Origin of the sequence: Haloparvum alkalitolerans (genome assembly GCF_050122995.1) — an archaeon.
Lineage (GTDB): Archaea > Halobacteriota > Halobacteria > Halobacteriales > Haloferacaceae > Haloparvum > Haloparvum alkalitolerans.
Window position 1 is genome coordinate 274,828 of sequence record NZ_JBNLIA010000002.1, and the last position, 21,459, is coordinate 296,286.

The 21,459-nt window shown below is 71.1% G+C and carries 19 protein-coding genes; 10 read left to right on the forward strand and 9 right to left on the reverse strand.

The window, feature by feature from the left end; all coding sequences use genetic code 11:
• The first annotated feature begins 66 nt into the window (after window positions 1–66).
• Genes ACQE3L_RS03200 through ACQE3L_RS03215 form a run of 4 tightly spaced genes read left to right on the forward strand, consistent with a single transcriptional unit; the run spans window position 67 to window position 4,110 of the window.
• Complete coding sequence (locus ACQE3L_RS03200) at window positions 67–795, forward strand: cob(I)yrinic acid a,c-diamide adenosyltransferase (protein ID WP_426962340.1); 729 nt, start codon at window positions 67–69, stop codon at window positions 793–795.
• A 3-nt stretch (window positions 796–798) separates the two neighbouring features.
• Window positions 799–2,538 carry a cobyric acid synthase gene (locus ACQE3L_RS03205; RefSeq protein ID WP_426962341.1) on the forward strand — a complete coding sequence of 580 codons (1,740 nt, stop codon included), beginning with the start codon at window positions 799–801 and terminating at the stop codon, window positions 2,536–2,538.
• A 22-nt stretch (window positions 2,539–2,560) separates the two neighbouring features.
• A complete protein-coding gene (locus tag ACQE3L_RS03210) occupies window positions 2,561–3,361 on the forward strand; it encodes a nucleotide-binding protein (RefSeq protein ID WP_426962342.1) in 801 nt (266 codons plus the stop codon).
• Window positions 3,358–4,110, forward strand: coding sequence for a DUF8054 family protein (locus ACQE3L_RS03215; protein WP_426962343.1), 753 nt, complete (start codon window positions 3,358–3,360; stop codon window positions 4,108–4,110). The genes ACQE3L_RS03210 and ACQE3L_RS03215 overlap by 4 nt, the downstream gene beginning before the upstream one ends.
• Before the next feature lie 174 nt (window positions 4,111–4,284).
• Here the strand turns inward: ACQE3L_RS03215 and ACQE3L_RS03220 are convergent, their stop codons facing one another.
• Entirely contained in the window at window positions 4,285–5,106 is an 822-nt protein-coding gene (locus tag ACQE3L_RS03220; RefSeq protein ID WP_426962344.1) for a helix-turn-helix transcriptional regulator, read from the reverse strand.
• Between the two features lie 87 nt (window positions 5,107–5,193).
• Here ACQE3L_RS03220 and ACQE3L_RS03225 point away from each other — a divergent pair, with 87 nt between their 5' ends.
• Window positions 5,194–5,697, forward strand: a complete 504-nt coding sequence (locus ACQE3L_RS03225; protein WP_426962345.1) for a universal stress protein — start codon at window positions 5,194–5,196, stop codon at window positions 5,695–5,697.
• Window positions 5,698–5,760: 63 nt separating this feature from the next.
• Here the strand turns inward: ACQE3L_RS03225 and ACQE3L_RS03230 are convergent, their stop codons facing one another.
• Entirely contained in the window at window positions 5,761–6,573 is an 813-nt protein-coding gene (locus tag ACQE3L_RS03230; RefSeq protein ID WP_426962346.1) for an SAM hydrolase/SAM-dependent halogenase family protein, read from the reverse strand.
• A 2-nt stretch (window positions 6,574–6,575) separates the two neighbouring features.
• A complete protein-coding gene (locus ACQE3L_RS03235) occupies window positions 6,576–7,091 on the reverse strand; it encodes a nicotinamide-nucleotide adenylyltransferase (RefSeq protein ID WP_058365518.1) in 516 nt (171 codons plus the stop codon).
• Window positions 7,092–7,261: 170 nt separating this feature from the next.
• Between ACQE3L_RS03235 and lonB the strand changes: the two genes are divergently transcribed.
• The 3 genes from lonB to ACQE3L_RS03250 all read left to right on the forward strand — a co-directional run bounded on the left by lonB (window position 7,262) and on the right by ACQE3L_RS03250 (window position 13,113).
• The gene (lonB, locus tag ACQE3L_RS03240; RefSeq protein ID WP_426962347.1) at window positions 7,262–9,499 is read left to right on the forward strand and encodes an ATP-dependent protease LonB; all 2,238 of its coding nucleotides are present in this window, start codon (window positions 7,262–7,264) and stop codon (window positions 9,497–9,499) included.
• Between the two features lie 48 nt (window positions 9,500–9,547).
• Complete coding sequence (locus ACQE3L_RS03245; RefSeq protein ID WP_426962348.1) at window positions 9,548–10,324, forward strand: CPBP family intramembrane glutamic endopeptidase; 777 nt, start codon at window positions 9,548–9,550, stop codon at window positions 10,322–10,324.
• A 185-nt stretch (window positions 10,325–10,509) separates the two neighbouring features.
• Entirely contained in the window at window positions 10,510–13,113 is a 2,604-nt protein-coding gene (locus tag ACQE3L_RS03250; RefSeq protein WP_426962349.1) for a DNA topoisomerase I, read from the forward strand.
• A gap of 60 nt (window positions 13,114–13,173) precedes the next feature.
• Here ACQE3L_RS03250 and ACQE3L_RS03255 read toward each other — a convergent pair whose 3' ends face one another.
• The 4 genes from ACQE3L_RS03255 to ACQE3L_RS03270 form a co-directional block, all read right to left on the reverse strand.
• Window positions 13,174–13,566: a DUF8147 domain-containing protein gene (locus tag ACQE3L_RS03255; protein WP_426962350.1), complete on the reverse strand. Its 393-nt coding sequence runs from the start codon at window positions 13,564–13,566 to the stop codon at window positions 13,174–13,176.
• Between the two features lie 103 nt (window positions 13,567–13,669).
• Window positions 13,670–14,407, reverse strand: a complete 738-nt coding sequence (locus tag ACQE3L_RS03260; protein ID WP_426962351.1) for a hypothetical protein — start codon at window positions 14,405–14,407, stop codon at window positions 13,670–13,672.
• An 88-nt stretch (window positions 14,408–14,495) separates the two neighbouring features.
• Window positions 14,496–15,353, reverse strand: a complete 858-nt coding sequence (locus ACQE3L_RS03265; protein WP_426962352.1) for an aldo/keto reductase — start codon at window positions 15,351–15,353, stop codon at window positions 14,496–14,498.
• An 85-nt stretch (window positions 15,354–15,438) separates the two neighbouring features.
• Window positions 15,439–16,671, reverse strand: coding sequence for a digeranylgeranylglycerophospholipid reductase (locus ACQE3L_RS03270; RefSeq protein ID WP_426962353.1), 1,233 nt, complete (start codon window positions 16,669–16,671; stop codon window positions 15,439–15,441).
• A 186-nt stretch (window positions 16,672–16,857) separates the two neighbouring features.
• On the opposite strand from ACQE3L_RS03270, the gene ACQE3L_RS03275 reads away from it, so the two are divergent.
• The gene (locus tag ACQE3L_RS03275; protein ID WP_426962354.1) at window positions 16,858–17,472 is read left to right on the forward strand and encodes a DUF6517 family protein; all 615 of its coding nucleotides are present in this window, start codon (window positions 16,858–16,860) and stop codon (window positions 17,470–17,472) included.
• Between the two features lie 92 nt (window positions 17,473–17,564).
• Here ACQE3L_RS03275 and ACQE3L_RS03280 read toward each other — a convergent pair whose 3' ends face one another.
• Window positions 17,565–18,428 (reverse strand): 2-oxoacid:ferredoxin oxidoreductase subunit beta, encoded by an 864-nt coding sequence (locus ACQE3L_RS03280; protein WP_426962355.1) that lies wholly within the window; start codon window positions 18,426–18,428, stop codon window positions 17,565–17,567.
• Between the two features lie 3 nt (window positions 18,429–18,431).
• Window positions 18,432–20,189 carry a 2-oxoacid:acceptor oxidoreductase subunit alpha gene (locus ACQE3L_RS03285; RefSeq protein WP_426962356.1) on the reverse strand — a complete coding sequence of 586 codons (1,758 nt, stop codon included), beginning with the start codon at window positions 20,187–20,189 and terminating at the stop codon, window positions 18,432–18,434.
• A 397-nt stretch (window positions 20,190–20,586) separates the two neighbouring features.
• Here ACQE3L_RS03285 and ACQE3L_RS03290 point away from each other — a divergent pair, with 397 nt between their 5' ends.
• Window positions 20,587–21,237, forward strand: coding sequence for an FAD-dependent oxidoreductase (locus ACQE3L_RS03290; protein WP_426962357.1), 651 nt, complete (start codon window positions 20,587–20,589; stop codon window positions 21,235–21,237).
• Window positions 21,238–21,459 lie beyond the last annotated feature (222 nt).

Sequence of the window (21,459 nt, forward strand, 5' to 3'; positions counted from 1 at the left end):
TTGTCTGAGGGTCGAGGTCCGACCCGTTCCGACCCATTCAAGTCCGCTTGTGTCGATCCAACTCGCATGGACAACGCGGACGGCACGCGCGAACGAGGCGGCGGGGACGACGGGGACAGACGCGACCGCGCCTGGGAGCGCGGGACCCCCGGCGGGGGTGTCACGCCGGAGGCGCGCGGCATCGAGGCGCGCGCGCCCGAGGAGTTCGGCCTGGTGCAGGCGTGGTGGGGCGACGGGAAGGGGAAGACGACCGCGGCGCTCGGGATGGGGTTCCGCGCGGCGGGCCACGGCTTCCGGGTCCACATGCTCCAGTTCATGAAGGGCGGCGCCGACTCCGTCGAGGCGGTCCGGGGCGAGTACGACGCCATCGCCGCGGTGCCGGGCTTCTCCTATGAGAACACGGGTCACTACGGCTGGCACGGCTTCCGCGACGGCTCCGCGGACGACGACCACGCCGCGAAGGCGCAGGGCGGACTGGCCCGCGCGCGAGACCTGATCGACGCGGCCGCCGACGCCGACCTCGACGCCCCCCTGCCGCTCGACGGCGAGGCCGAGGACGGCGTCCACCTCCTGATCCTCGACGAGGTGCTGTACGCGGTCGACAAGGGGCTGCTCGAGGAGTCGGACGTGCTCGACCTGATCGAGGCCAAGCCGCCGTCGCTCGAACTCGTGGTGACGGGCAGCCACGCGAAGCCCGAGTACCTCTACGAGGAGGCGGACCTGATCACCCGCGTCGCCAAGGAGAAACACCCCATCGACGAGGGCCAGCGCGCCCGCATGGGCACGGAGTTTTAGCGCATGGCCGGAGGGGACGAGCAGTCGGGCGGCCGACCGGCCCGCACGCTCCTCGTCGCCGGCACGGCCTCCCACGTCGGCAAGTCGACGGTCGCGGCCGGGCTCTGTCGGGTCCTCGCCGACCGCGGCGTCTCCGTCGCGCCGTTCAAGGCCCAGAACATGTCGAACAACGCGCGGGCGGTGCCGAAGTCGGCCGAGGTCGACGGAACGGACGAAGGCCGGGACGAGGCCGCGGCCGGCACGGGCTTCGGCGAGGTCGGCGTCTCCCAGTACGTGCAGGCCCGCGCCGCGCGCGTCCGCCCGGAGACGGACCACAACCCCGTCCTCCTGAAGCCCCGCGGCGGCGGGGAGTCGCAGTTGGTGCTGAACGGCGAGGCGGTCGCCCACTACGCGGCCGGCGACTACTACGACGAGCACTGGCACGACGCCCGCGCGGCGGCGGTCGCGGCCCACGCGCGCCTCGCGAGCGCCCACGACGTGGTCGTCGCGGAGGGCGCCGGCTCCATCGCCGAGATCAACCTCCAGCACCGCGACCTGGCGAACGTCGAGACGGCGCGGGTCGCGGACGCTCAGATCCTGCTCGTCGCGGACATCGAGCGGGGCGGCGTCTTCGCGTCGCTCGTGGGGACGCTGGAGCTCCTGCCCGACGACCTCCGCGAGCGCGTCATCGGGGCCGTGATCACCAAGTTCCGCGGGGACCGCTCGCTGCTCGCGCCCGGGATCGAGGAGTTCGAGGACCGGACCGGCGTGCCGGTGCTGGGCGTGGTTCCCCACGACGACCCCGGACTCCCCGAGGAGGACAGCGTCGCGCTCCCGGCGCGGGGCGAGCGCGCGGTCCGCGGCGCCGACGACGGCGTCCCGGCGGAGCTGGCGGTGACGGTCGCGGTCCCGCGGCTCCCGCGCGCCTCAAACGTGACGGACCTGGAACCGCTCGCCGCCGAACCGGGCGTCCGCGTGGCGTACGTTCCGGTCCGGGACACCGACCGGGAGGACGGGTCCGTGGCTGCCGACCCCTTCGCCGACGCCGACGCGGTCGTGGTGCCGGGCACCAAGAACACCGTCGACGACCTGATCGCGCTCCGCGAGGCCGGCCTCGTCGACGCGCTCCGGGGCGTCTCGGGGCCGGTCGTCGGCCTCTGCGGCGGCTACCAGATGCTCGGCGAGCGCATCCTGCGCGCGGACGTGGAGGGGACGGGCGACCGCGAGACGGTGGCGGGCATCGGCCTGCTCCCGGTCGAGACAGCCTTCAGCGCCGACAAGCGCGTCGTCGCGACGACGCTCGACCTCGACGGGGCCGGACCGCTCGCGGGCGCCTCGGGGCCGGTCGAGGGGTACGAGATCCACATGGGCGAGACGCGGCTCGCGCCGGACATCGACGAGGGCGCGGTCCGGTTCCCCTTTTCGCCGACGGAAAACGCGACCGGGCACGACGGACGTGCGGATGCGGTGCTCGGGACCGCGGTCGACCGCGGGGGCGACCGCGCCGGCGTCCTCGGCACCTACCTCCACGGGCTGTTCGAGAACGACACGCCCCGGGAGGCGTTCGTGGACGCCGTCTTCGCCGCCGCCGGACGGGACCGGGCCGAAGCGCTCGCGCGCGCGGACGCCGACGCGGCCGGGTCTCCGCACGACCGCGCCGCGGACCTGCTGCGTACCCACGTGGACCTCGGGGCGCTCGGCCTCCCCGACGGCCGTCGGTCGGCCGGCGACCTTTTCGACGGCGGCCGAGCGGATAATTTTTAACCGAGAAGGCGGGAGAGCCCCCATGGTCGAGGCGTTCGCGGTCGCCAGCGGCAAGGGCGGGACGGGCAAGACCACCAGCACGCTCGCGCTGGGGATGGCGCTCGCCGAGGCGTACGACGTGACGGTCGTCGACGCCGACACCGGGATGGCGAACCTGCTGTTCCACGCCGGGCTGGACGACGTGGAGGTGACGCTGCACGACCTGCTGGTCGAGGGGACCGGCACCGGCGTCGCGGAGGCGACCTACGAGCGGTTCGGGATGACGGTCGTCCCCTGCGGCACCTCGCTCACGGCCTTCGAGGCGGCGGACCCGGGGCGACTCCGCGACGTGGTCGCCGAGTTGGGTCGCGACGCCGACGTGGTGCTTCTGGACTCGCCGGCCGCGCTCGGCTCGAAGTCCGCGGTGCTGCCGGTCGTGCTGGCCGACCGGACCGTGGTCGTGGTCCAGCCCACCATCCCCGCGCTCTCGGACGGGCTGAAGGTGCAGGAGTACGCTCGCTCGTACGGCACGGGGACCGCGGGCGTGCTGTTCAACAAGGTCCGCGGGGACGCCGACCGCGTCGCCGAGCAGGCGGAGCGCCGCTTCGGCGGGCCGACGCTGGCGCAGGTCCCCGCCTCGGAGTCCGTCCGCGAGGCGCGCCGCGCGGGCGAGCCGCTGCTGGCGCACGCGCCCGACAGCGACGCCGCGGCCGCCTACCGCCGGGCCGCTGACCGGCTCGACGTGCGTCCCGACGGCCCGCCCGGGGTGGGGGAACCGGCCGACGACGGCGCGGGCGCGCTGGCGGACCGCTTCCGGAGCGCCGTCGTCCCCGACCGCCCATGAGGAAGGCGGGCGGGCCGACCGACGACGGGAGCGAGACCGCGGGCGGGAGCGATGCGCCCGAGGACGCCGGCGGGAGCGACGCGCCCGAGGCGGCGGACGAGCTCCACATCCCGCGCGGGGAGCTGCTCCGATCGCGCGTCGTCACCGACCCCGCGACGCTCCTCCGGACCGCGTTGGAGGACCGGCTCACCGGCTACGCGACCGTCGCGCCGGGGGAGACGCTGCTGCTCGACGGCGAGGCGCGCGGCGTTCTCACTTTCGCCGACGGCGTGCCGGTGCTCGCGTACGACCCGGCGACCGACGACGGCGGCGCCGACGCCCTCGCGGCGCTCGCGGGTCCCGGCCCCATCCGGATCGAGCTGTACCGGCTGCCGCCGTCTGCGCTGGCCGAGGCACACGAGACGCGGGCGTTGCGGGTCGCGCCGGGCGCGCCCGCCGCGGAGCTGGCCGGCGACCCAGACCTGGCCGACCGAACCCGCGAGGCCGCCCCGGCGGATCGACGCGAGGAGTCCCCCGACGGGGGCGACGCGGTCGCCGCGTTCCTGGCGGACGACGACCGCGTCGCCGCCATCCGCGAGCAGGCCCGCGAGGAGGCGGCCGAGCGCGCCGCCGAGTGGGGGCTCGAGGACGCGCTCGGGGACGTGAACGAGGACGCGCTGGCGGACGAGAGCGAGGACGGACGGGACGGCGACCCGGGTGTTACAGACCCTGTAACTGTATCGGATCCGAAGACGACCGACCGCAAGTAAGTATAGGTACGGCGGCCGGCGACCGTTCATCGCCAGTCGTCCGCGAAGCGGCGACCGGCCCGGCAGCGGTGCCGGTGCCCGCATTCGGCCCTCCGCAGGGCGCTCGGTCCCCACACCGACCCACCGTTCTCCGCGCTCACGTCGACCGCCAGCGGCGTCTCCGACGCCGTGCGGTCAGGGCGTCGGGTCGTCGGAGGTCGTCCCCTCGCCGTCGAGGACGTCCGCGAGCGGTCGCGAGCGCTCCAGCGCGTCGTCTATGCGGTCGCCGACCCAGTTCCGGACCACCGGGGCGTCGGACGACAGCAGCGCGCGCATGTTGCCGCCGTCGTCGTAGGCCGCGAGGCAGGCGGTGTCCCCGAACGCGCAGAGTCCGGTTTCGATCGGCTCCGGGTGGACGTACACGGAGACGGAGCCGTCCTCGATCGCCCGCCGCAGCGCCGGCTCGAAGTCGCTCTCGGAGGCCGCCAGCACCCCTCGGTCGATGACGAGGTCGATCGTCGTCCCCGCGTCCAGCAGTTCGACGGCCGACTCGTTGAACGCGCGGCTGACGATGGGGGAGACCGCCCGGACGTGACCGCCGGCGGCGCCCGCGAACACGTCGAGGAAGCGGTCGACCGGGGCGAACGGGTCCCGGTCGTCCGCGACGGTCACCTCGCCGGCCTCCAGCGCGGCCGGCGGAAGCCCCGCCTCGAAGGCGTCGACGTTCGCGACGAGGGGCCCGACCTCGCGGGCGCGGTCGGCCTCCGCGAGCAGGTCCTCGTAGGCGGCCCGCACGCGGTCCCCGGTCGCGGTGAGCCGGTACCGCGCGTCCGCCTTGCGGACCCAGTCGCGCTCGCGGAAGCCGGCGAGGATCCGCTGGACCGTCGTGCGCGTCGCGTCCACGCGCTCGGTCAGCGCCGCGGGGCGTCGCGGCTCCGCGTCGAGTTCGCGCAACACGGCGATCCGGACCGGCGACCCCGCGAGGTAGCGGGCGTCGCGGTGCGGGGCGTCGTCCATATCGACCGACAGTTGGACCACCGGGACGAAATACGTTGCCGTCGCCGCCATCCGGATCCATTTACGCCGGCGTCACGAAGAGCGGGTATGAGCCTCCAAACCCTCGTCGTCGCCATCGGCCCGACCGAGGAGTCGCGCATCCGCCAGCTGACCGAGACGGTGATCGACGTCGCCGAGCCGAGCGACGCGGACGTGGTGCTGTACCACGCCTTCTCCGAACGAGCGTTTCGGGAGGGCGTCACGGAGGCGGGCTACGACCCGGAGGACCCGCCCGAGCCCGATCAGGTGGCCGAGCGGCTGGAGAGCGTCGTCTGTCTCACCGACGCGCTCGAGGACGCCGGCGTGCGTCACGAGGTCGAGAGCACCGTCGAGCCGACGGTGGAGGGGATCCTCGGCGTCGTCGACGACCGGGACGCCGACATGCTGTTCGTCGGCGGCCGCAAGCGCTCCTCCACGGGCAAGGCCGTCTTCGGCAGCACCTCCCACCAGGTGATGATGAACGCCGAGTGTCCGGTCGTGTTCGTCCGCGAGGGCGCCGACGCGGACGAGGCGAAGCCCGCGGAGGGCACGGCTGCGGACGCCGAGCGGTAGCGGGGCGCTCGGCCCGCGGTCGCCGGGAGCGCGGGCTCCTGCGGCGCGGCCGACTGCGGCCGGTCAGAACACGAGCTGGATGGGGGACCGCGACCCGAGCCCGAAGCGCTCGTCGCCGCGGCCGTCGTTTACGTCACACTCCACGTAGCCGTGGCTCCCGACCGTGACGAGGCGCTCGCCGCGGTCGACGTCCGCGAACGTCTCGCCGACCGGGACGCGCTCGCCGTTCACCTCGACCGACTCGACGCCGTCCAACACCGCGCCCGGAACGTTGGTGATGACGTTGCCGAAGGTGTCGATGACCATCACCTCGCCGACCGCCGACACCGGTTCGCCCGCCGCGTTTCTGTCCACGGTCGCGGTCGGCAGCGAGAGGTCCACGTAGTCCTCGGCGGGGGCGATCCGGTCGACGGCCGCGAGATCGTCGACGCCGGCGTCGTGGACGTCCGCGGCCGCGGGCGCGAACACGTCCCGACCGTGGAACGTCGCGGAGTCCGGTTCGGGGGCGTCGATGGCGAACACCGCTATCCCCGGGTCGTCCTCGGTGGGAGCGTCGACGGGACCGCCCCGTCTACCGGCGGCGAGGCGTCGAGCCGCTGGGATCGCGAGCCCGTTGTCCGGCGCGACGACCGCGTGATCGCCGGCGCGGACGACGACGGCGGCGCGGTCGGTGCCGACGCCGGGGTCGACGACCGCACAGTGGACGGCCGGCGGGAACTCGGGGAGCAGGAAGCGGAGCCAGAAGGCGCCCGCGCGCACGTCGCCGCGCGGGAGGTCGTGGCTCACGTCGAGGAGCTCGGCGTCGGTGCGGCGCCGGACGACGCCGCGCATCGCGGCGGGGTACGGGGGACCGAAGTCGGAGGCGAGCGTGATCACGGTCACTCCCCGTTGGTGTCGGTCTCGGCGACGCGCTGGATGCGCGCGACGCCGCCGACTTCCTCGATCACGTTCACGACGGCCTCGGGGACGAGCGACTCCCAGTCGCGGCCGTGGATCATTCGCTCGCGGAGCTCGGTCCCCTCCAGCACGTCCCGGTTGAACATGGGGGAGCCGCGGACCTCCACGCCAGCCTCCTCGAACAGCCTGACGACGAGGGGGTTGTTGGAGTAGGCCACCTCGAACTTCGGGGTCATGCTCTCGACGTGGCTCACCCAGACGGAGTTGCGGTCGAGGTCCTCGATGGGGACGACGTAGGTGGTGAGGTCGAGCTCCTCGACTGCCTTGGTCACCATCATCACGCGCTCGCCGGCGGTGAAGGGGTTGCGCGTGGAGTGGGAGTCGCCCGCGGAGCCGATTCCAAGAACGAGCTCGTCGACCTCCGTGGCGATCTCCTCGACCATGTGGCGGTGGCCGTCGTGGAACGGCTGAAAGCGTCCGATGTAGAACCCCCGCATACGCGCCAGTTGGACGCGGGCGATTTATAAATACGGCGGGTCGCCCGCGATGGCGCGTTCGGCCGGTAGAAATGGTGACGAAGCCGTCTACGTCCCGGTAGCCCTCGCGCACTCGGGGAGAAAGTATATCAATCGCCGTCGCCACGTTTTCAGTAGCGACACTCGATTCTATGAGCAACGAAAAGGACACGACCGAGGGGGGCCGCGAGGGGGACGACGCGCCCGTGAGCGACGAGCACCCCGACTCGGACGCCGCCGACGGTCGGGACGGGGACGACGCCGTCCCGCCGGCGGAGGATCCGCCGGACACCGGCGAAGCGGACACCGGCGACGATCCGACCGCACCCGCGAGCCGGGACGGTTCGCTCGGGAGCGGCGGCGCGGCCGAGGATGGCGTCGACGAGGACCCGGTCGGTGAGGGTCCGGTCGACGAGAGCCCGGTCGACGACGACGGGGGTATCGACGAGCTCGGCAGCACCGTCGAGGTCGAGGGCGCCGAGATCGAGGACGACCCGGACGAGGACGACCTGCTGGGCGGGCTCAAGATCGACTCCACGTCGGAGATCGAGATCCCGGACCGGCTCGTCGACCAGGTCATCGGGCAGGAACACGCCCGCGACGTGATCATCAAGGCGGCCAAGCAGCGCCGCCACGTGATGATGATCGGCTCCCCGGGGACGGGGAAGTCGATGCTCGCGAAGGCGATGGCCGAGATGCTCCCGAAGGAGGAGCTTCAGGACGTCTTGGTCTACCACAATCCGGACGACGGCAACAAGCCGAAGGTCCGGACGGTCCCCGCCGGCAAGGGCGAACAGATCGTCGAGGCCCACAAGGAGGAGGCCCGCAAGCGCAACCAGATGCGGAGCTTCCTGATGTGGATCATCATCGCGGTGGTGCTCGGCTACGCGCTGATCATCACCAGCCAGATCCTGCTCGGCATCCTCGCGGCCGGGATCATCTACCTCGCGTTCCGCTACATGAACCGCGGCTCGGACGCGATGGTGCCGAACCTGCTGGTGAACAACGCCGACACCCAGACCGCGCCGTTCGAGGACGCCACCGGCGCCCACGCCGGCGCGCTGCTGGGCGACGTGCGCCACGACCCGTTCCAGTCCGGCGGGATGGAGACGCCGAGCCACGACCGCGTCGAGGCCGGCGCCATCCACCAGGCGAACAAGGGCGTGCTGTTCGTCGACGAGATCAACACGCTCGACATCCGCAGCCAGCAGCACCTCATGACGGCGATCCAGGAGGGCGAGTTCTCGATCACGGGCCAGTCCGAGCGCTCCTCGGGCGCGATGGTCCAGACCGAGCCCGTCCCGACGGACTTCGTCATGATCGCGGCCGGGAACCTCGACGCGATGGAGAACATGCACCCGGCGCTGCGCTCCCGGATCAAGGGGTACGGCTACGAGGTGTACATGGAGGACACCATCGAGGACACCCCGAAGATGCGCCGGCAGTACGTCCGGTTCATCGCCCAGGAGGTCGCGAAGGACGGCCGCCTGCCGGAGTTCACCGCGGAGGCCGTCGAGGAGGTCATCCTCGAGGCGAAGCGCCGCTCCGGCCGGAAGGGGCACCTCACGCTCCTGTTCCGGAACCTCGGCGGGCTGGTCCGCGTCGCCGGCGACATCGCCCGCGGCGAGGACGCCGACTACACCACCCGCGACCACGTGCTGTCGGCGAAGGGCCGCTCCCGCTCCATCGAGCAGCAGCTCGCGGACGACTACATCGAGCGCCGCAAGGACTACGAGCTGCAGGTCTCGGAGGGGTACGTCACCGGCCGCGTCAACGGGCTCGCCGTCATGGGCGAGGACTCGGGCATCATGCTCCCCGTGATGGCGGAGGTCACCCCCACGCAGAGCGGCGGCCAGGTGATCGCCACCGGGCAGCTGAAGGAGATGGCCGAGGAGTCCGTCCAGAACGTCTCGGCGATCATCAAGAAGTTCTCCGACGAGAACATCTCCGAGAAGGACATCCACATCCAGTTCATCCAGACGGGCCAGCAGGGCGTCGACGGCGACTCCGCGTCCATCACGGTCGCGACCGCCGTCATCTCCGCGCTGGAGGACATCGGCGTCGACCAGAGCCTCGCGATGACCGGCTCGCTGTCGGTCCGCGGCGACGTGCTCCCGGTCGGCGGCGTCACCCACAAGATCGAGGCGGCCGCGAAGGCCGGCTGTACCCGGGTGATCATCCCGAAGGCCAACGAGCAGGACGTGATGATCGAGGACGAGTACCGCGAGATGATCGAGATCATCCCGGTCTCGCACATCAGCGAGGTCCTCGACATCGCCCTGGAGGGCGAACCCGACAAGGACTCGCTGGTCGCCCGCCTCAAGTCGATCACCGGCTCCGCGCTGAAGGAGGGGGGCGTCGCCGGCTCCTCGAACCCCAGCCCGCAGTAGCGCCGGGTCCCGTTTTCCGACGTTTCTCACCGACTCATCACGCTACCCATGACCGACTGGACCGCCTTCGCCGTCGGGGTCGGCCTGCTGACCGCCGCCCTGCTGTTTCTGACGCACCGGTCGCGGCGAACGCTCGACCGCGTCCGGATCGTCGGCGTCGACGAACCGGCGGGAGCGGTCTCCGAACCCGCCGCCGCCGATCCACCGCGTCCGGTCCTCACCACGCGCGCGCTCCTGGCGAACGTGGCGGTCTCGCAGGCGCTCGCGCTCGCGGCGCTCGCGGCGCTCGCGTGGTGGACCGAGGTGCCCGCCGCGGCGTTCGGCCTCGCACCGGACGCCGCGACGCCCCGCCTCCTCGCGGTCGGCGCCGTCGCCGGCGTCCTTTTGTACCTCGGCAACGAGGCCGCGGCCGCGCTCGCGCGCCGGGCCGGGTACAGCCCGTCGACTCGGCTCCGCGAGGCGATGGCGCCGACGACTCGCGGCGAGTGGGGGCTCCTCCTCGGCGTCGTCGTCCCCGTCATCGCCGCGACCGAGGAGGCTGCGTTCCGGGGCGCGCTCGTGGGCGCGCTGGCCGTCGGCTTGGGGCTCGACCCGTGGCTCCTCGTCGCGGGCTCGTCAGTCGCGTTCGGGCTCGGACACGGCGCGCAGGGCCGGCTCGGCGTGGCGGTCGCCGCGCTACTCGGCGCCGCGCTCGGCGCGCTGTTCGTCGCGACCGGGAGCCTGCCCGCGGTCGTCGTCGCCCACTACGTCGTCGACGCGCTGGAGTTCGGCGTGCGTGAGGGGCTCGGGCGGGAGCCGTTCTCCGACGAGGCGGCGTCCCGGTAGGCGGGGCCGGTACGGCATCCACCGCGGCGGCGCCGACCTCCGCCATCCACCTCGCGCACGCGGGCCGGCGCGAGGCGAGTGCGCGGCTGCGTCGTGCCCGGACGCGCCCGTCCCCGCGTGTGCTTGCGGTTTTCGGCGGTTCCGGCACGAAAGGTTTAGGCGGGGGAGCGGCGTAGCGGGACGCAATGAGTCGGGGTCCGGAGCTGATCATCACGGAGAAGGACAACGCCGCGCGGCGCATCGCGGACATCCTGAGCGGGGAGTCCGCGGAGGCCGACCGGATGAACGGCGTCAACGTCTACAAGTGGGGCGGAAAGCGCTGTATCGGCCTGTCGGGCCACGTCGTCGGCGTCGACTTTCCCGCGGAGTACAACGACTGGCGCGACGTGGAGCCGGTCGAGCTGATCGACGCGCCGACGACCAAGGAGCCGACACAGGAGAGCATCGTCGCGGCCCTGCGGCGGCTCGCGCGCAACGCCTCCCGGGTCGTCATCGCGACGGACTACGACCGGGAGGGCGAACTGATCGGTAAGGAGGCCTACGAGCTGGTCCGCGAGGTGAACGAGGACGCGCCGGTCGACCGGGTTCGGTTCTCCTCGATCACCGACAACGAGGTGAAAAACGCCTTCGAGAACCCCGACGACCTCGACTTCGACCTGGCCGCGGCCGGCGAGGCCCGGCAGGTGATCGACCTCGTCTGGGGCGCGGCGCTGACCCGGTTCCTCTCGCTGTCGGCCCGCCAGCTCGGCGACGACTTCATCTCCGTCGGCCGGGTGCAGGGGCCGACGCTGAAGCTCATCGTCGACCGCGAGCGGGAGATACAGGCGTTCGACCCCGAGGACTACTGGGAGCTGTACGGCGACCTCACGAAGGACGGCGGGGACCCCTTCTCGGCGCAGTACTTCTACAAGAACGCGCACGGCAACGAGTCCGAGCGCGTCTGGGACGAGGCGACCGCCGGGACGCTCGACGAGGCGCTCCGGGCGGCCGAGGGCGCGACCGTCGACTCGGTCAGCCGCCGCACCCGGACCGACGACCCGCCGGCGCCGTTCAACACCACGCAGTTCATCCGCGCCGCGGGCTCGCTCGGCTACACCGCCCAGCGCGCGATGTCCATCGCGGAGGACCTGTACACCGCCGGCTACGTCACCTACCCGCGGACGGACAACACCGTCTACCCGGACGACCTCGACCCCCGCGAGCTGCTCGAGGCGTTCCTGAACTCGGGCTTCTCGGACGAGGCGAAGGGCCTGCTCGAACAGGAGGAGATCAAGCCCACCGAGGGCGACGAGGAGACCACCGACCACCCGCCGATCCACCCGACCGGCGAACTCCCGTCGGCCGCGGACCTCTCGGACGACGAGTGGGAGGTGTACGAGCTGATCGTCCGGCGCTTCTTCGCGACCGTCGCCGATTCGGCGGAGTGGGAGCACCTCCGCGTGGTCGCGCTCGCGAACGGCGCGGCGACCGAGATCGCCGCCGAGGCGGACCCGCGCGCGGCCCTCCGGGACCCCGCCCAGGCTGACGAGGCGGACGCGGTCGAACCCTCCCTCGCCGCGGACGGCGGCCTCCGCATGAAGGCGAACGGCAAGCGGCTCGTCGAACCGGGCTACCACGACGTGTATCCGTACCTGTCCTCCAGCGAGACGGTCGTCCCCGACGTCGAGGAGGGCGAGACGCTCGCGCTCGACGAGCGGACCCTCGAGGCGAAGGAGACCCAGCCGCCGCGGCGCTACGGCCAGTCGCGGCTCATCGAGAAGATGGAGGAGCTCGGCATCGGGACGAAGGCGACGCGCCACGGCACCCTCGAAAAGCTCTACGACCGCGGCTACATCGAGAACGACCCGCCGCGGCCGACGCGGCTCGCGGAGGCGGTCGTCGAGGCCGCCGAGCAGTTCGCGGACCGGGTCGTCTCCGAGGAGATGACCGCCCAGCTGGAGGCGGACATGCGCGCCATCGCGGACGGCGAGACCACCTACGAGGAGGTGACCGAGGAGTCCCGCGAGCTGCTGGAGACGGTGTTCGCTGAGCTGACCGAGTCCCGTGAGGAGGTCGGGGACCACCTCCGCGACTCGCTGAAGGCCGACAAGACGCTCGGCCCCTGCCCGGAGTGCGGCGAGGATCTGCTGGTCCGAAAGTCCCGGCACGGCTCCTACTTCGTCGGCTGTGACGGCTACCCCGACTGCGAGTACACACTCCCGCTCCCCTCCACGGGGAAGCCCCTGATCCTCGACGAGGAGTGCGAGGAGCACGGGCTCGCGCACGTGAAGATGCTCGCCGGGCGCAAGACGTTCGTCCACGGCTGCCCGCAGTGTAAGGCCGACGAGGCGGACGAGCAGGACGACGAGGTGATCGGCGTCTGTCCGGAGTGCGGCGAGGAAGAGGGCGGCGAGTTGGCGATCAAACAGCTCCGCTCCGGCTCCCGGCTGGTCGGCTGTACGCGCTACCCGGACTGCGACTACTCGCTCCCGCTCCCCCGGCGCGGCGAGATCGAGGTGACCGACGAGACCTGTGAGGAACACGACCTCCCGCACCTCCGGGTCCACTCCGGCGACGAGCCGTGGGAGCTCGGCTGTCCGATCTGCAACTACCGGGAGTACCAGGCCCGACAGAACGGGTCGGAACTGGAGGCCGTCGAGGGCATCGGCGAGAAGACCGCCGAGAAGCTCGAGGGCGCGGGCGTCGAGTCCGTCTCCGACCTCAAGGACGCGGACGCCGAGGACCTGGCCGCGGACGTGGACGGCGTGGGGCCGGATACGGTTCGGGACTGGCAAGCGAAGGCCGACTGAGACTCCGCGCGTGCGGGTCGGCAGTCGGCGGTCCCGCGAGGAGCACCGGTCCGGTACCGTTCAAGCGGCCGTGGTCCGCTCGGTGAGGCGCTCACGGGCGACTACTAGCCCGATCCCGATCGCGATCACGAGGCTCGCGCCGACGTGAACGGGAAACGTGAACACCGCGTCCGCAGACGGCACGTTGACGTATCGCAGTCCGGCGATCGCGAGGAAGGCGATCCCGAAGGCCGCGTACGCGTGGAGCGCCGACGCGGCGATTCCTGGAAGTCGGTCGGCGTAGACCCCGGTGATCCCGCCCGCCAGCAAGCCGGCGACGAAGCCGACAAACACGCCGATGATACCGATTCCCGGCGCTTCTCCGGCGCCCAACAGTTCGATCGTCGCGGCCCCGGCCAACAGGAAGGTCGTGATCGCAGTCCCGAGTCCGAGGACGATAGCGCGAGCGCTCATCCGTAAACGATCGTGTGGTGACACGATAAATGCGGTGGACGAACGACCCGTCGTGCCCGATATCCGTCGGAGACCGTCCTCGGCGTACGCGCTCGACGCCCTCTCAGCCGTCCGACTGCGGTCGGATCAGGTCCGCGAGCGCGACGAGCAGGCCGAGCAGCCAGCCGGCCGGCACGGACAGCGCGAGCCACATCAGGACGTAGCCGGTGCCCTCGAGCGTGAAGTTGGCGCGGAGCCACTCGTTTATCCCGCCGACCGCGAGCAGGGTGTCGAGGATCCAGATCGCCAGCTCGGTGCTGTTCGGGAAGATCACGTTCCCGAGCGAGGGGGTGAACAGCGCCGCGACGACCGGCGGCAGGAACAGCGCCGTCATCGCCGCGGGATACGCGAGCAGGACGCTGGTGATCCGGCCGCCGACCTTCGCGAACAGCGCCGCGAAGCCCGCCGCCGCGACCGCGACGACGCTCGCGGCCCCGACAGCGAGGAAGGCCTCGGTGGAGAGTTGGAACCGCGTGACGACCGTCAGGGCGCCCCAGACGAGCGTCGCGACGCCGACCACGCCGAGCACGCCGATCCGCGTGACCGCGGAGTCGAGCCGTCCCGCGTAGTGGCGCGTCGCGAACCCCACGAGCAGGAGCGGGTAGCCGACGAGCACCGGCAGGAGGCCGAGCGCCGCCCAGAGGTAGTAGCCGACCTTCTGCGGGGCCGTCTCGGGCTTCCACTTGCCGAGGACGTGGCTCGCGTCCAGCTGGCGGGGAAACAGCAGCTCCATCCACGTCTCGTGGAGCCGCAACACGTCGATCCGGATCGCGCCGAGCAGCCCCGGTGACCGTCGTTCCATCGCCCGCTACTCTCACCCGAGGCGACGTGAACTTTGTGCCTTCCCGCGCGGACTCGCCCGACTCGACCGGAGTCGTCTCACTCCGCCGTCAGTTCCACGGCGCGAAGCCGGGGTCGACCTGCCGCTCCGTGCGGTCGATGCTCGACAGCTTCGCCATATCGTCGTCGTCGAGCCGCACCGCGAGCGACCCCCAGTTGTCGCGGATGTGCCCCTCGCTGGCCGCCTTCGGGATGGCCGTCACGCCGCGCTGGCGGAGCCACGCGAGCGACACCTGCGCGGGCGTCGCCTCGTGTTTCGCCGCCACGTCCGCGACCTCGGGGACGTCCAGCACCGACCCGCGCGCGAGCGGGGAGTAGGCGACCGGGTGCACGTCGTGCTCCTCGCAGGCGTCGAGCAGGTGCTGTTGGGGAAGCAGGGGGTGACACTCGAACTGGTGGGCGAAGATGGGCGCGTCGGTCAGCTCGCAGGCCTCCGCGAGCTGGTCGGGCTCGAAGTTGGAGACGCCGATGCGGTCGGTGACCCCCTCGTCGACGAGGTCGTCGAAGGCCGCGAGCGTCTCCGCGGCGTCGTAGCTCCGGGACGGCCAGTGGACGTACAGCAGGTCGACGTGGTCGGTGCCGAGCTTCTCGAGGCTGTCGTAGGCGGTCTCGACGACGTCCTCGCCCGCGAGGTTGTCGATCCACACCTTCGTCGCGAGGAACACCTCCTCGCGGTCGACGTGCGAGTTCGCGATGGCGTCGCCGACCTCGCTCTCGTTGCCGTACGCCTGCGCCGTGTCGACGTGGCGATAGCCCATCTCGAGGGCGGTCTCGACCGCGTCGACGCACGCCGCCGGGTCCTCCAGCTTCCAGGTCCCGTAGCCGAGCATCGGCATCCCGCCGAGCGTCGGCACGTCGCCGGCGGTCGGAACGCCCTCCACCGTCGTGACCTCGATCTCGTCGGTCATGGTCGAACGGTCGGCGCGTCGGGTGAAAGAAATTGTGGCGGGGATCGAACGAGGTCGGGCCCCGAGGTGCCGGAGTGCGGGCGCCTCAGTTCCCCAGCCAGCGGTCCTTCGCGAACCCGACGAGCAGCGGCAGGTCGTCGAGGTGGATCAGCCGCCGCAGCGCGGCGGGGTTTCCGCCGTTGACGGCCGCGAGCACGTCCTCGTTCGTCTCCCCCAGGTCTGCCATCAGGCGGTCGTACCGGTCGTTGGGGGCGAGGTACAGAAGCTCCGTCATCAGCAGCCGCCTGCGGGCGTTCGGCGCGACCTTCGAGTGCCAGAGGTCGTCGTACGTCGCCATCGCGGCCGCGGAGGTGTCGACTTCGCCGGTCAGACAGCGGTCCGCCGTCGCGGCGGCCGCGCGGCCGGACTGCATCCCCTTGTGGATCCCCTCCCCCCAGAGCGGGTCGATAGTGGGGACCGTGTCGCCGACCGCCATGAACGAGTCCGTGCTCAGGCCGGTCGGCAGCTGGATGTGCGCGGAGCCCCGGTGAACCTTCCCGTCCATCTTCTCGGCGTTCCGGAACCGGGGGTCCCGGTCGAGCCACTTCTCGAGATAGCCGTCGATGGTCGTCCCCTCCTCGGCGAACTCGCGGTGGCGGTCGTTCTGGATGTAGCAGAGCCCGACCTTCGCGGTGTCGCCGCCGGTGTGGAAGATCCACGAGTAGCCGCCGGGTGCGATGTCGTGGTCGAGCCGGAGCATCATCGCGCCGCGGAGGTCCGCGTAGTCGGGATGATTCACGTCGACTCCCTCCATCTCCCACTCGATGCCGATCGCCTGGTTCTCCCGCTTCAGATCCACGACGTCGAGCTTTTTCGCCAGCGGCGCCGCGGGACCGGTCGCGTCGACCACGATCTCCGCGCGGACCTCCTCGTCGCCGCCGTAGCGGACGCCGACGACGTCGCCGTTCTCCGTGATCGGCGCGGAGACGCGGGCGTCGAAGCGGTACTCGGCGCCCTTCTCGCGGCCGTCCGAGACCAGCCACTGTTTGAACTCCGCGAACTCCAGGACCGCGCCCGGTTGGTGCTGGACGTAGTGACGGTTGGGCGACTCCAACACCACGTCGTCGGTGAACTGCATCACCACGTCGTCGGGCACGCCGAACGACGACATCATGGAGGGGAACGTCCCCGCGGTCGACTTGTTGCTCTGACGCGGGAACTCGGACTCCGGCTCCGTCTCGAGCACGAGGACGTCGTAGTCCCGCGCGGCGAGGTCGCGGGCACACTGTGCGCCCGCGGGGCCGGCTCCGGCGATGACCACGTCGAAACGGTCGCTCATAGCCGAAGGTGATGCCCGCGATTTATCAGTATTGCTGAAGCGTCGTGTCCTCCGCGAGTCGACGGGTTTCGCGACCGACGCCCCGACCGCCGCCGCCGACCGTCGACGCCGACCGCTGGACGGAAACGGCGACGCGCCGCCGCGGCCGCGCGGGGTTTATACCGCTTGACGCGATTACTGGTACCCATGCGAACCAAGATCGTCGCCGCACTCGCGGTCGTCGTGCTGCTCGCCGGCTGTACGGGCGGCGCGTACAGCTTCGAGTCCTCGCCCGCGAGCGTGCCCGACGGCGCGCTCTCCGAGGCGGGCTACGAGCCCATGGAGCCGGAACCGTTCACGATCAACGAATCCGTCGAGGTCGCCGGTGTGAGCGCCGACGTCACGGCCACCTCGTGGACCGCGACCTACCCCAGTAGCGAGCGGCAGGCCTCGCTCACGGTCGCGTCGACGCCCGACGCGACGATCGCCGGGCAGTCGGTCAACCCCGTCGTGCGGCTCTCGAACGAGGAGCTGGTCCAGCGCGTCCTCGACCGGGCCGGCGATTCGGCCAACCTCAACGCCAGCGACGTGGAGGTCGTCGGCTCCGAGACGCGGACCGTTCTCGGCACGGAGACCGAGGTGACGACCTTCGCGACGACCACGCAGGTGAACGGAGAGGACGTGCCGCTCCGCATCCACCTCGCGACCGTCGCCCACGAGGGCGACGTGGTGGTCCTCGTCGGCCTCCATCCGGCCGCGGTCGACGAGAAGGCGACGCTCCTGGACCTGATGGAGACCGTCGAGCATCAGGGCGCGGAGTGACGCGGCGGGGTTCGAGACGCCCGCTGCCGACGCGGAAACGCGCCGGTCGCTAACGAACTCTCGACGCCGCGGAAAAGGCTGCGGACGGCGGGTCAGTAGAACTCGCGGACGAGGTCGGTCGCGCCCTGGGGCGCGCCGTCGGGGATGATCGACATGTCCTCGTCGACGCCGTGCTGCTCGTGGTACGGCACCGAGTCCTCGTCCTTGTAGACGACGCCCTGATACTCCTTGTTCTGGTCGAGGATGACGTCCTTCGCCGCCTCGCGGTCGGTCGGGTCGTGGTCCTCCTCCTTGAGGTCCACGAGGTTGTCGCGGAAGTAGTCGTAGGTGTCCACGTCGTTGAACGTGACGCACGGCGAGTAGACGTTCACGAAGCCGAAGCCGTCGTGCTCGACGGCCTCCTGCACGATCTCCTGGTGGCGGAGCGCGTCCGAGGAGAACGACTGCGCGATGAACGTCGCGCCGGACGCCAGCGCCAGCGCGTGGGGATTAACCGGCGGCTGCTTCGGCCCCTCCGGCGTGGTGGCGGTCTCGAAGTCCTCGCGCGAGGTCGGCGAGGCCTGCCCCTTCGTCAGCCCGTAGATGCGGTTGTCCATCACGACGTACGTCATGTCGACGTTGCGCCGGACGGCGTGGACGAAGTGACCCGCGCCGATGGAGTAGCCGTCGCCGTCCCCGCCCGCGACCATCACCTCGATGTCGGGGCGGGCGATCTTCACGCCCGTGCCGACGGGTAGCGCGCGTCCGTGAACGCCGTGAAGCGCGTAGCTGTGCATGTACGTGCCGATCTTGCCGGAACAGCCGATGCCGGCCACGACGAAGGTGTTGTCGGGGTCGTTGCCCGTCTCGGCGAGGGCCTTCATCATGCCGTTCATGGTCCCGAAGTCGCCGCAACCCGGGCACCACGTCGGCTGCTTGTCGGACTTGAAGTCGGTGAATCGGATGTCTGAGCTCATTGGTTACGCCTCCACCCCCGTCGCGAGGGACTCCCTGATCTCCTCTGCGAGTTCGTCGGCCTTGAACCGCACGCCGGTGTACTTGTTGACGCGGTCGACGCGCTCGAGCACGTCGTGCTCGACGATGTCCGCGAACTGGCCCGTCTCGTTACACTCCACGACGATCGTCTGGTCGGCCGCCGCCACCGCGTCCGACAGGTCCGGCCGCGGGAAGATGTACGGCACCGAGAGCACGCGGATGTCGATCCCGCTCTCCTCGAGCAGGTCGAGCGCCTCCGCGAGCGCCCCCTCGTTCGACCCCCAGGTGATGACCAGGTTGTCGGCGTCCGGGTTCCCGAACTCGCGCGGGCTCCAGTCCTCGCGCGCCTCGGCCGTCTCGACCTTCCGGTTGCGCTTGTCGACCTGCTCGACGCGCATCTCGGTGTCCTCGGTCCGGCGGCCCTGCTCGTCGTGCTCCAGGCCGGTGGACATGTGCGCGCCGCCCGACGTGCCGGGGAACGCGCGCGGCGAGATGCCGTCCTCGGTGATCTCGTGCGGCTGGAACCCGCCCGACTCGGAGAGGTGCTCGTCGATGTCGGCCTCGTCGACGACGAAGCCGCGGTCGACCTCCACCTCGTCCATGTCGAAGGTGTCCGGCGTGAACGTCTGCTCGGTGACCGCCATCGAGAGGTCCGCGGTGAGGTACACCGGGATCTGGTACTTCTCGGCGAGGTTGAACGCCTCGACGGTCTTCCAGAAGCACTCCGCGATGGTCGTCGGTGCGAGGACGAACCGCGGCACCTCGCCGTGGCCGCCGTACAGCATGCCGTTGAGGTCACCCTGCTCCTGCTTCGTCGGCATCCCGGTCGAGGGACCCGAGCGCATCACGTTACAGATGACCAGCGGCGTCTCCGAGGTCGCGATCAGGCCGAACGTCTCCGTCATCAGGTCGATCCCGGGGCCGGAGGTGGCGGTCATCGAGCGCGCGCCCCCGCGGGCAGCCCCGAGCGCCATGTTGATCGCGGAGAGCTCGTCCTCCGCCTGGATGACGTGTCCGCCGAACTGCTCGATGCGGCCCTTCAGGTAGGTCATCACGTCCGTCGCGGGCGTGATGGGGTAGCCGGCGTAGAACCGGCAGCCGGCCGCGATGGCGCCCATGCCGATCGCCTGGTCGCCGTTGAGCAGGACGTAGTCCTCGTCGGTCGTCTCGAGGTCGTAGTCGAACTCGTGGTCGTACTCCTCGGCGACGTACTCCTGACCCGCGCGGGCCGCCTCCTTGTTGTTGTCGACGAGCTGCTGGCCCTTGTCCTTGAAGCGCTTCGTCAGCGCCGAGTCGAGGTTCTCGATCGGGAAGTTCGTCACCTCGCAGGCCGCCCCGAGCGCGACGACGTTGCGCATGATGGCCCCGCCGGCCTCCTCGGCCAGCCGCTTGAGCGGCACGTCGAGCCCCACCATCTCGCCGGGGATCTCGACGTCCTGCATCGTCGTCCGCTCGCCGTCGTAGATGATCACCGAACCGTCGTGGAGCTCGTCCAGGTTCTCCTCGATGGTCCGGGGCGTCAACGCGATCAGCACGTCCAGTCGGTCGACGACGCTCTGTACCTTGTCGACGGACGTGCGAACCTTATACGCGGTGTAGCCGCCGCGAATCCGGGACGCGAAGTCCTTCGACGTGAACACGTGTCGACCCGCTCGGGAGAGCGCTTGCGCGAAGATCTTCCCCGTCGAGTCGATGCCATCGCCGGCTTCCCCGCCGATGGCCCAGTTGAAGTCCGCAGCCATGCTGTCTCTGGCTTCATCCGGACCAATCAAAAGGCTTCTGAAAGCATGAACCGGGGCATTATCTAAAAGTTCGCCCGATAGCGGGCATATAGAAAACGAACGTTCATCATTTGTGTCTCTTAACGCCGATAATCTCGTGTATGTCCACCGAATTCGGAGAGTCGCCCCGCCGCTCCCCGTCGGTCATCGGCAACTGTCGTGAACGCGGCCCGGATCCGCGGTGCGTTTCGGCAATTTCTGTATCCGAATTCGTCATCCGTCGAATCTGGGCGGTGCGGGTGTGCCGCGGAACCGGAGCGCCGCGGAACCGGAGCGCCGCGAAGCAGGCCCCGTCCCAGTTCCGGGCTACCCTCGCCCGAAGCACAACCCTCATTCGGCGCACGGCCGAGAGGCCGGTATGGACACGACGGTCACAGTCACCGCGTCGGCGTCGGTCGGCCCGGACACGGTCGCGGTGCGGTTCGCGACCCCCGAGGGCTTCACCGCGGAGCCGGGGCAGTTCGTGAAGATCTCCGCGACGGTCGAGGGGGAGGGATACGCGCGCTTCTACACCCTCTCCTCCCCGGACGTGGACGAGGAGTTCGAGGTCACCATCGAGGTCGACCCCTCGGAGGGCGGCCCGTTCTCGGAGTACCTCGCCGGCCTGAGCGCGGGCGACGAGGTGGAGATCTCGGGCCCCTACGGCGACGACCACTACGAGGGCGAGGCGCGCGTCGTGGTCCTCGCGGGCGGGCCCGGCATCGGCCCCGCGGTCGCGATCGGCGAGCGCGCGCTCGCGGACGGCAACGAGGCCGCGGTCGTCTACCGCGACGACGCGCCGGCCCACGGCGCCCGCCTGAACGACCTGCGGGAGCACGGCGCGTCCGTCCACGTCGTGGGAACCGACGAGACCGAGGCGTTCGACGAGGCGGTCGAGGAGGCGGTCACCGGCGCCGACGACGAGCAGGTGTTCGTCTTCGGCTTCGCGCCGTTCGTGGCGGCCGCGGGCGACGCGATCGAGGCCGCCGGCGGCGACCCCGACGCCGCGAAGGTCGAGAACTTCGGCTAGGCGACGCTCGCCGCGGCGCCGCGTTCGCCGTTTTCGTCCCGGCCGGGGATCGAACCGCTGGGACTCGAGACTCCCGGTGCGTCCCGTTGGATATCTGTGCGGCGGTTTTTCTGTCTCCGCCGATCCTGCTGATCGGGACGGCACCACCAGAGCGCCTCGGCCACCGCCCCAGCCACCGCCCCAGCCACCGCCCCAGCCACCGCCCCAGCCACCGCCCCGCAC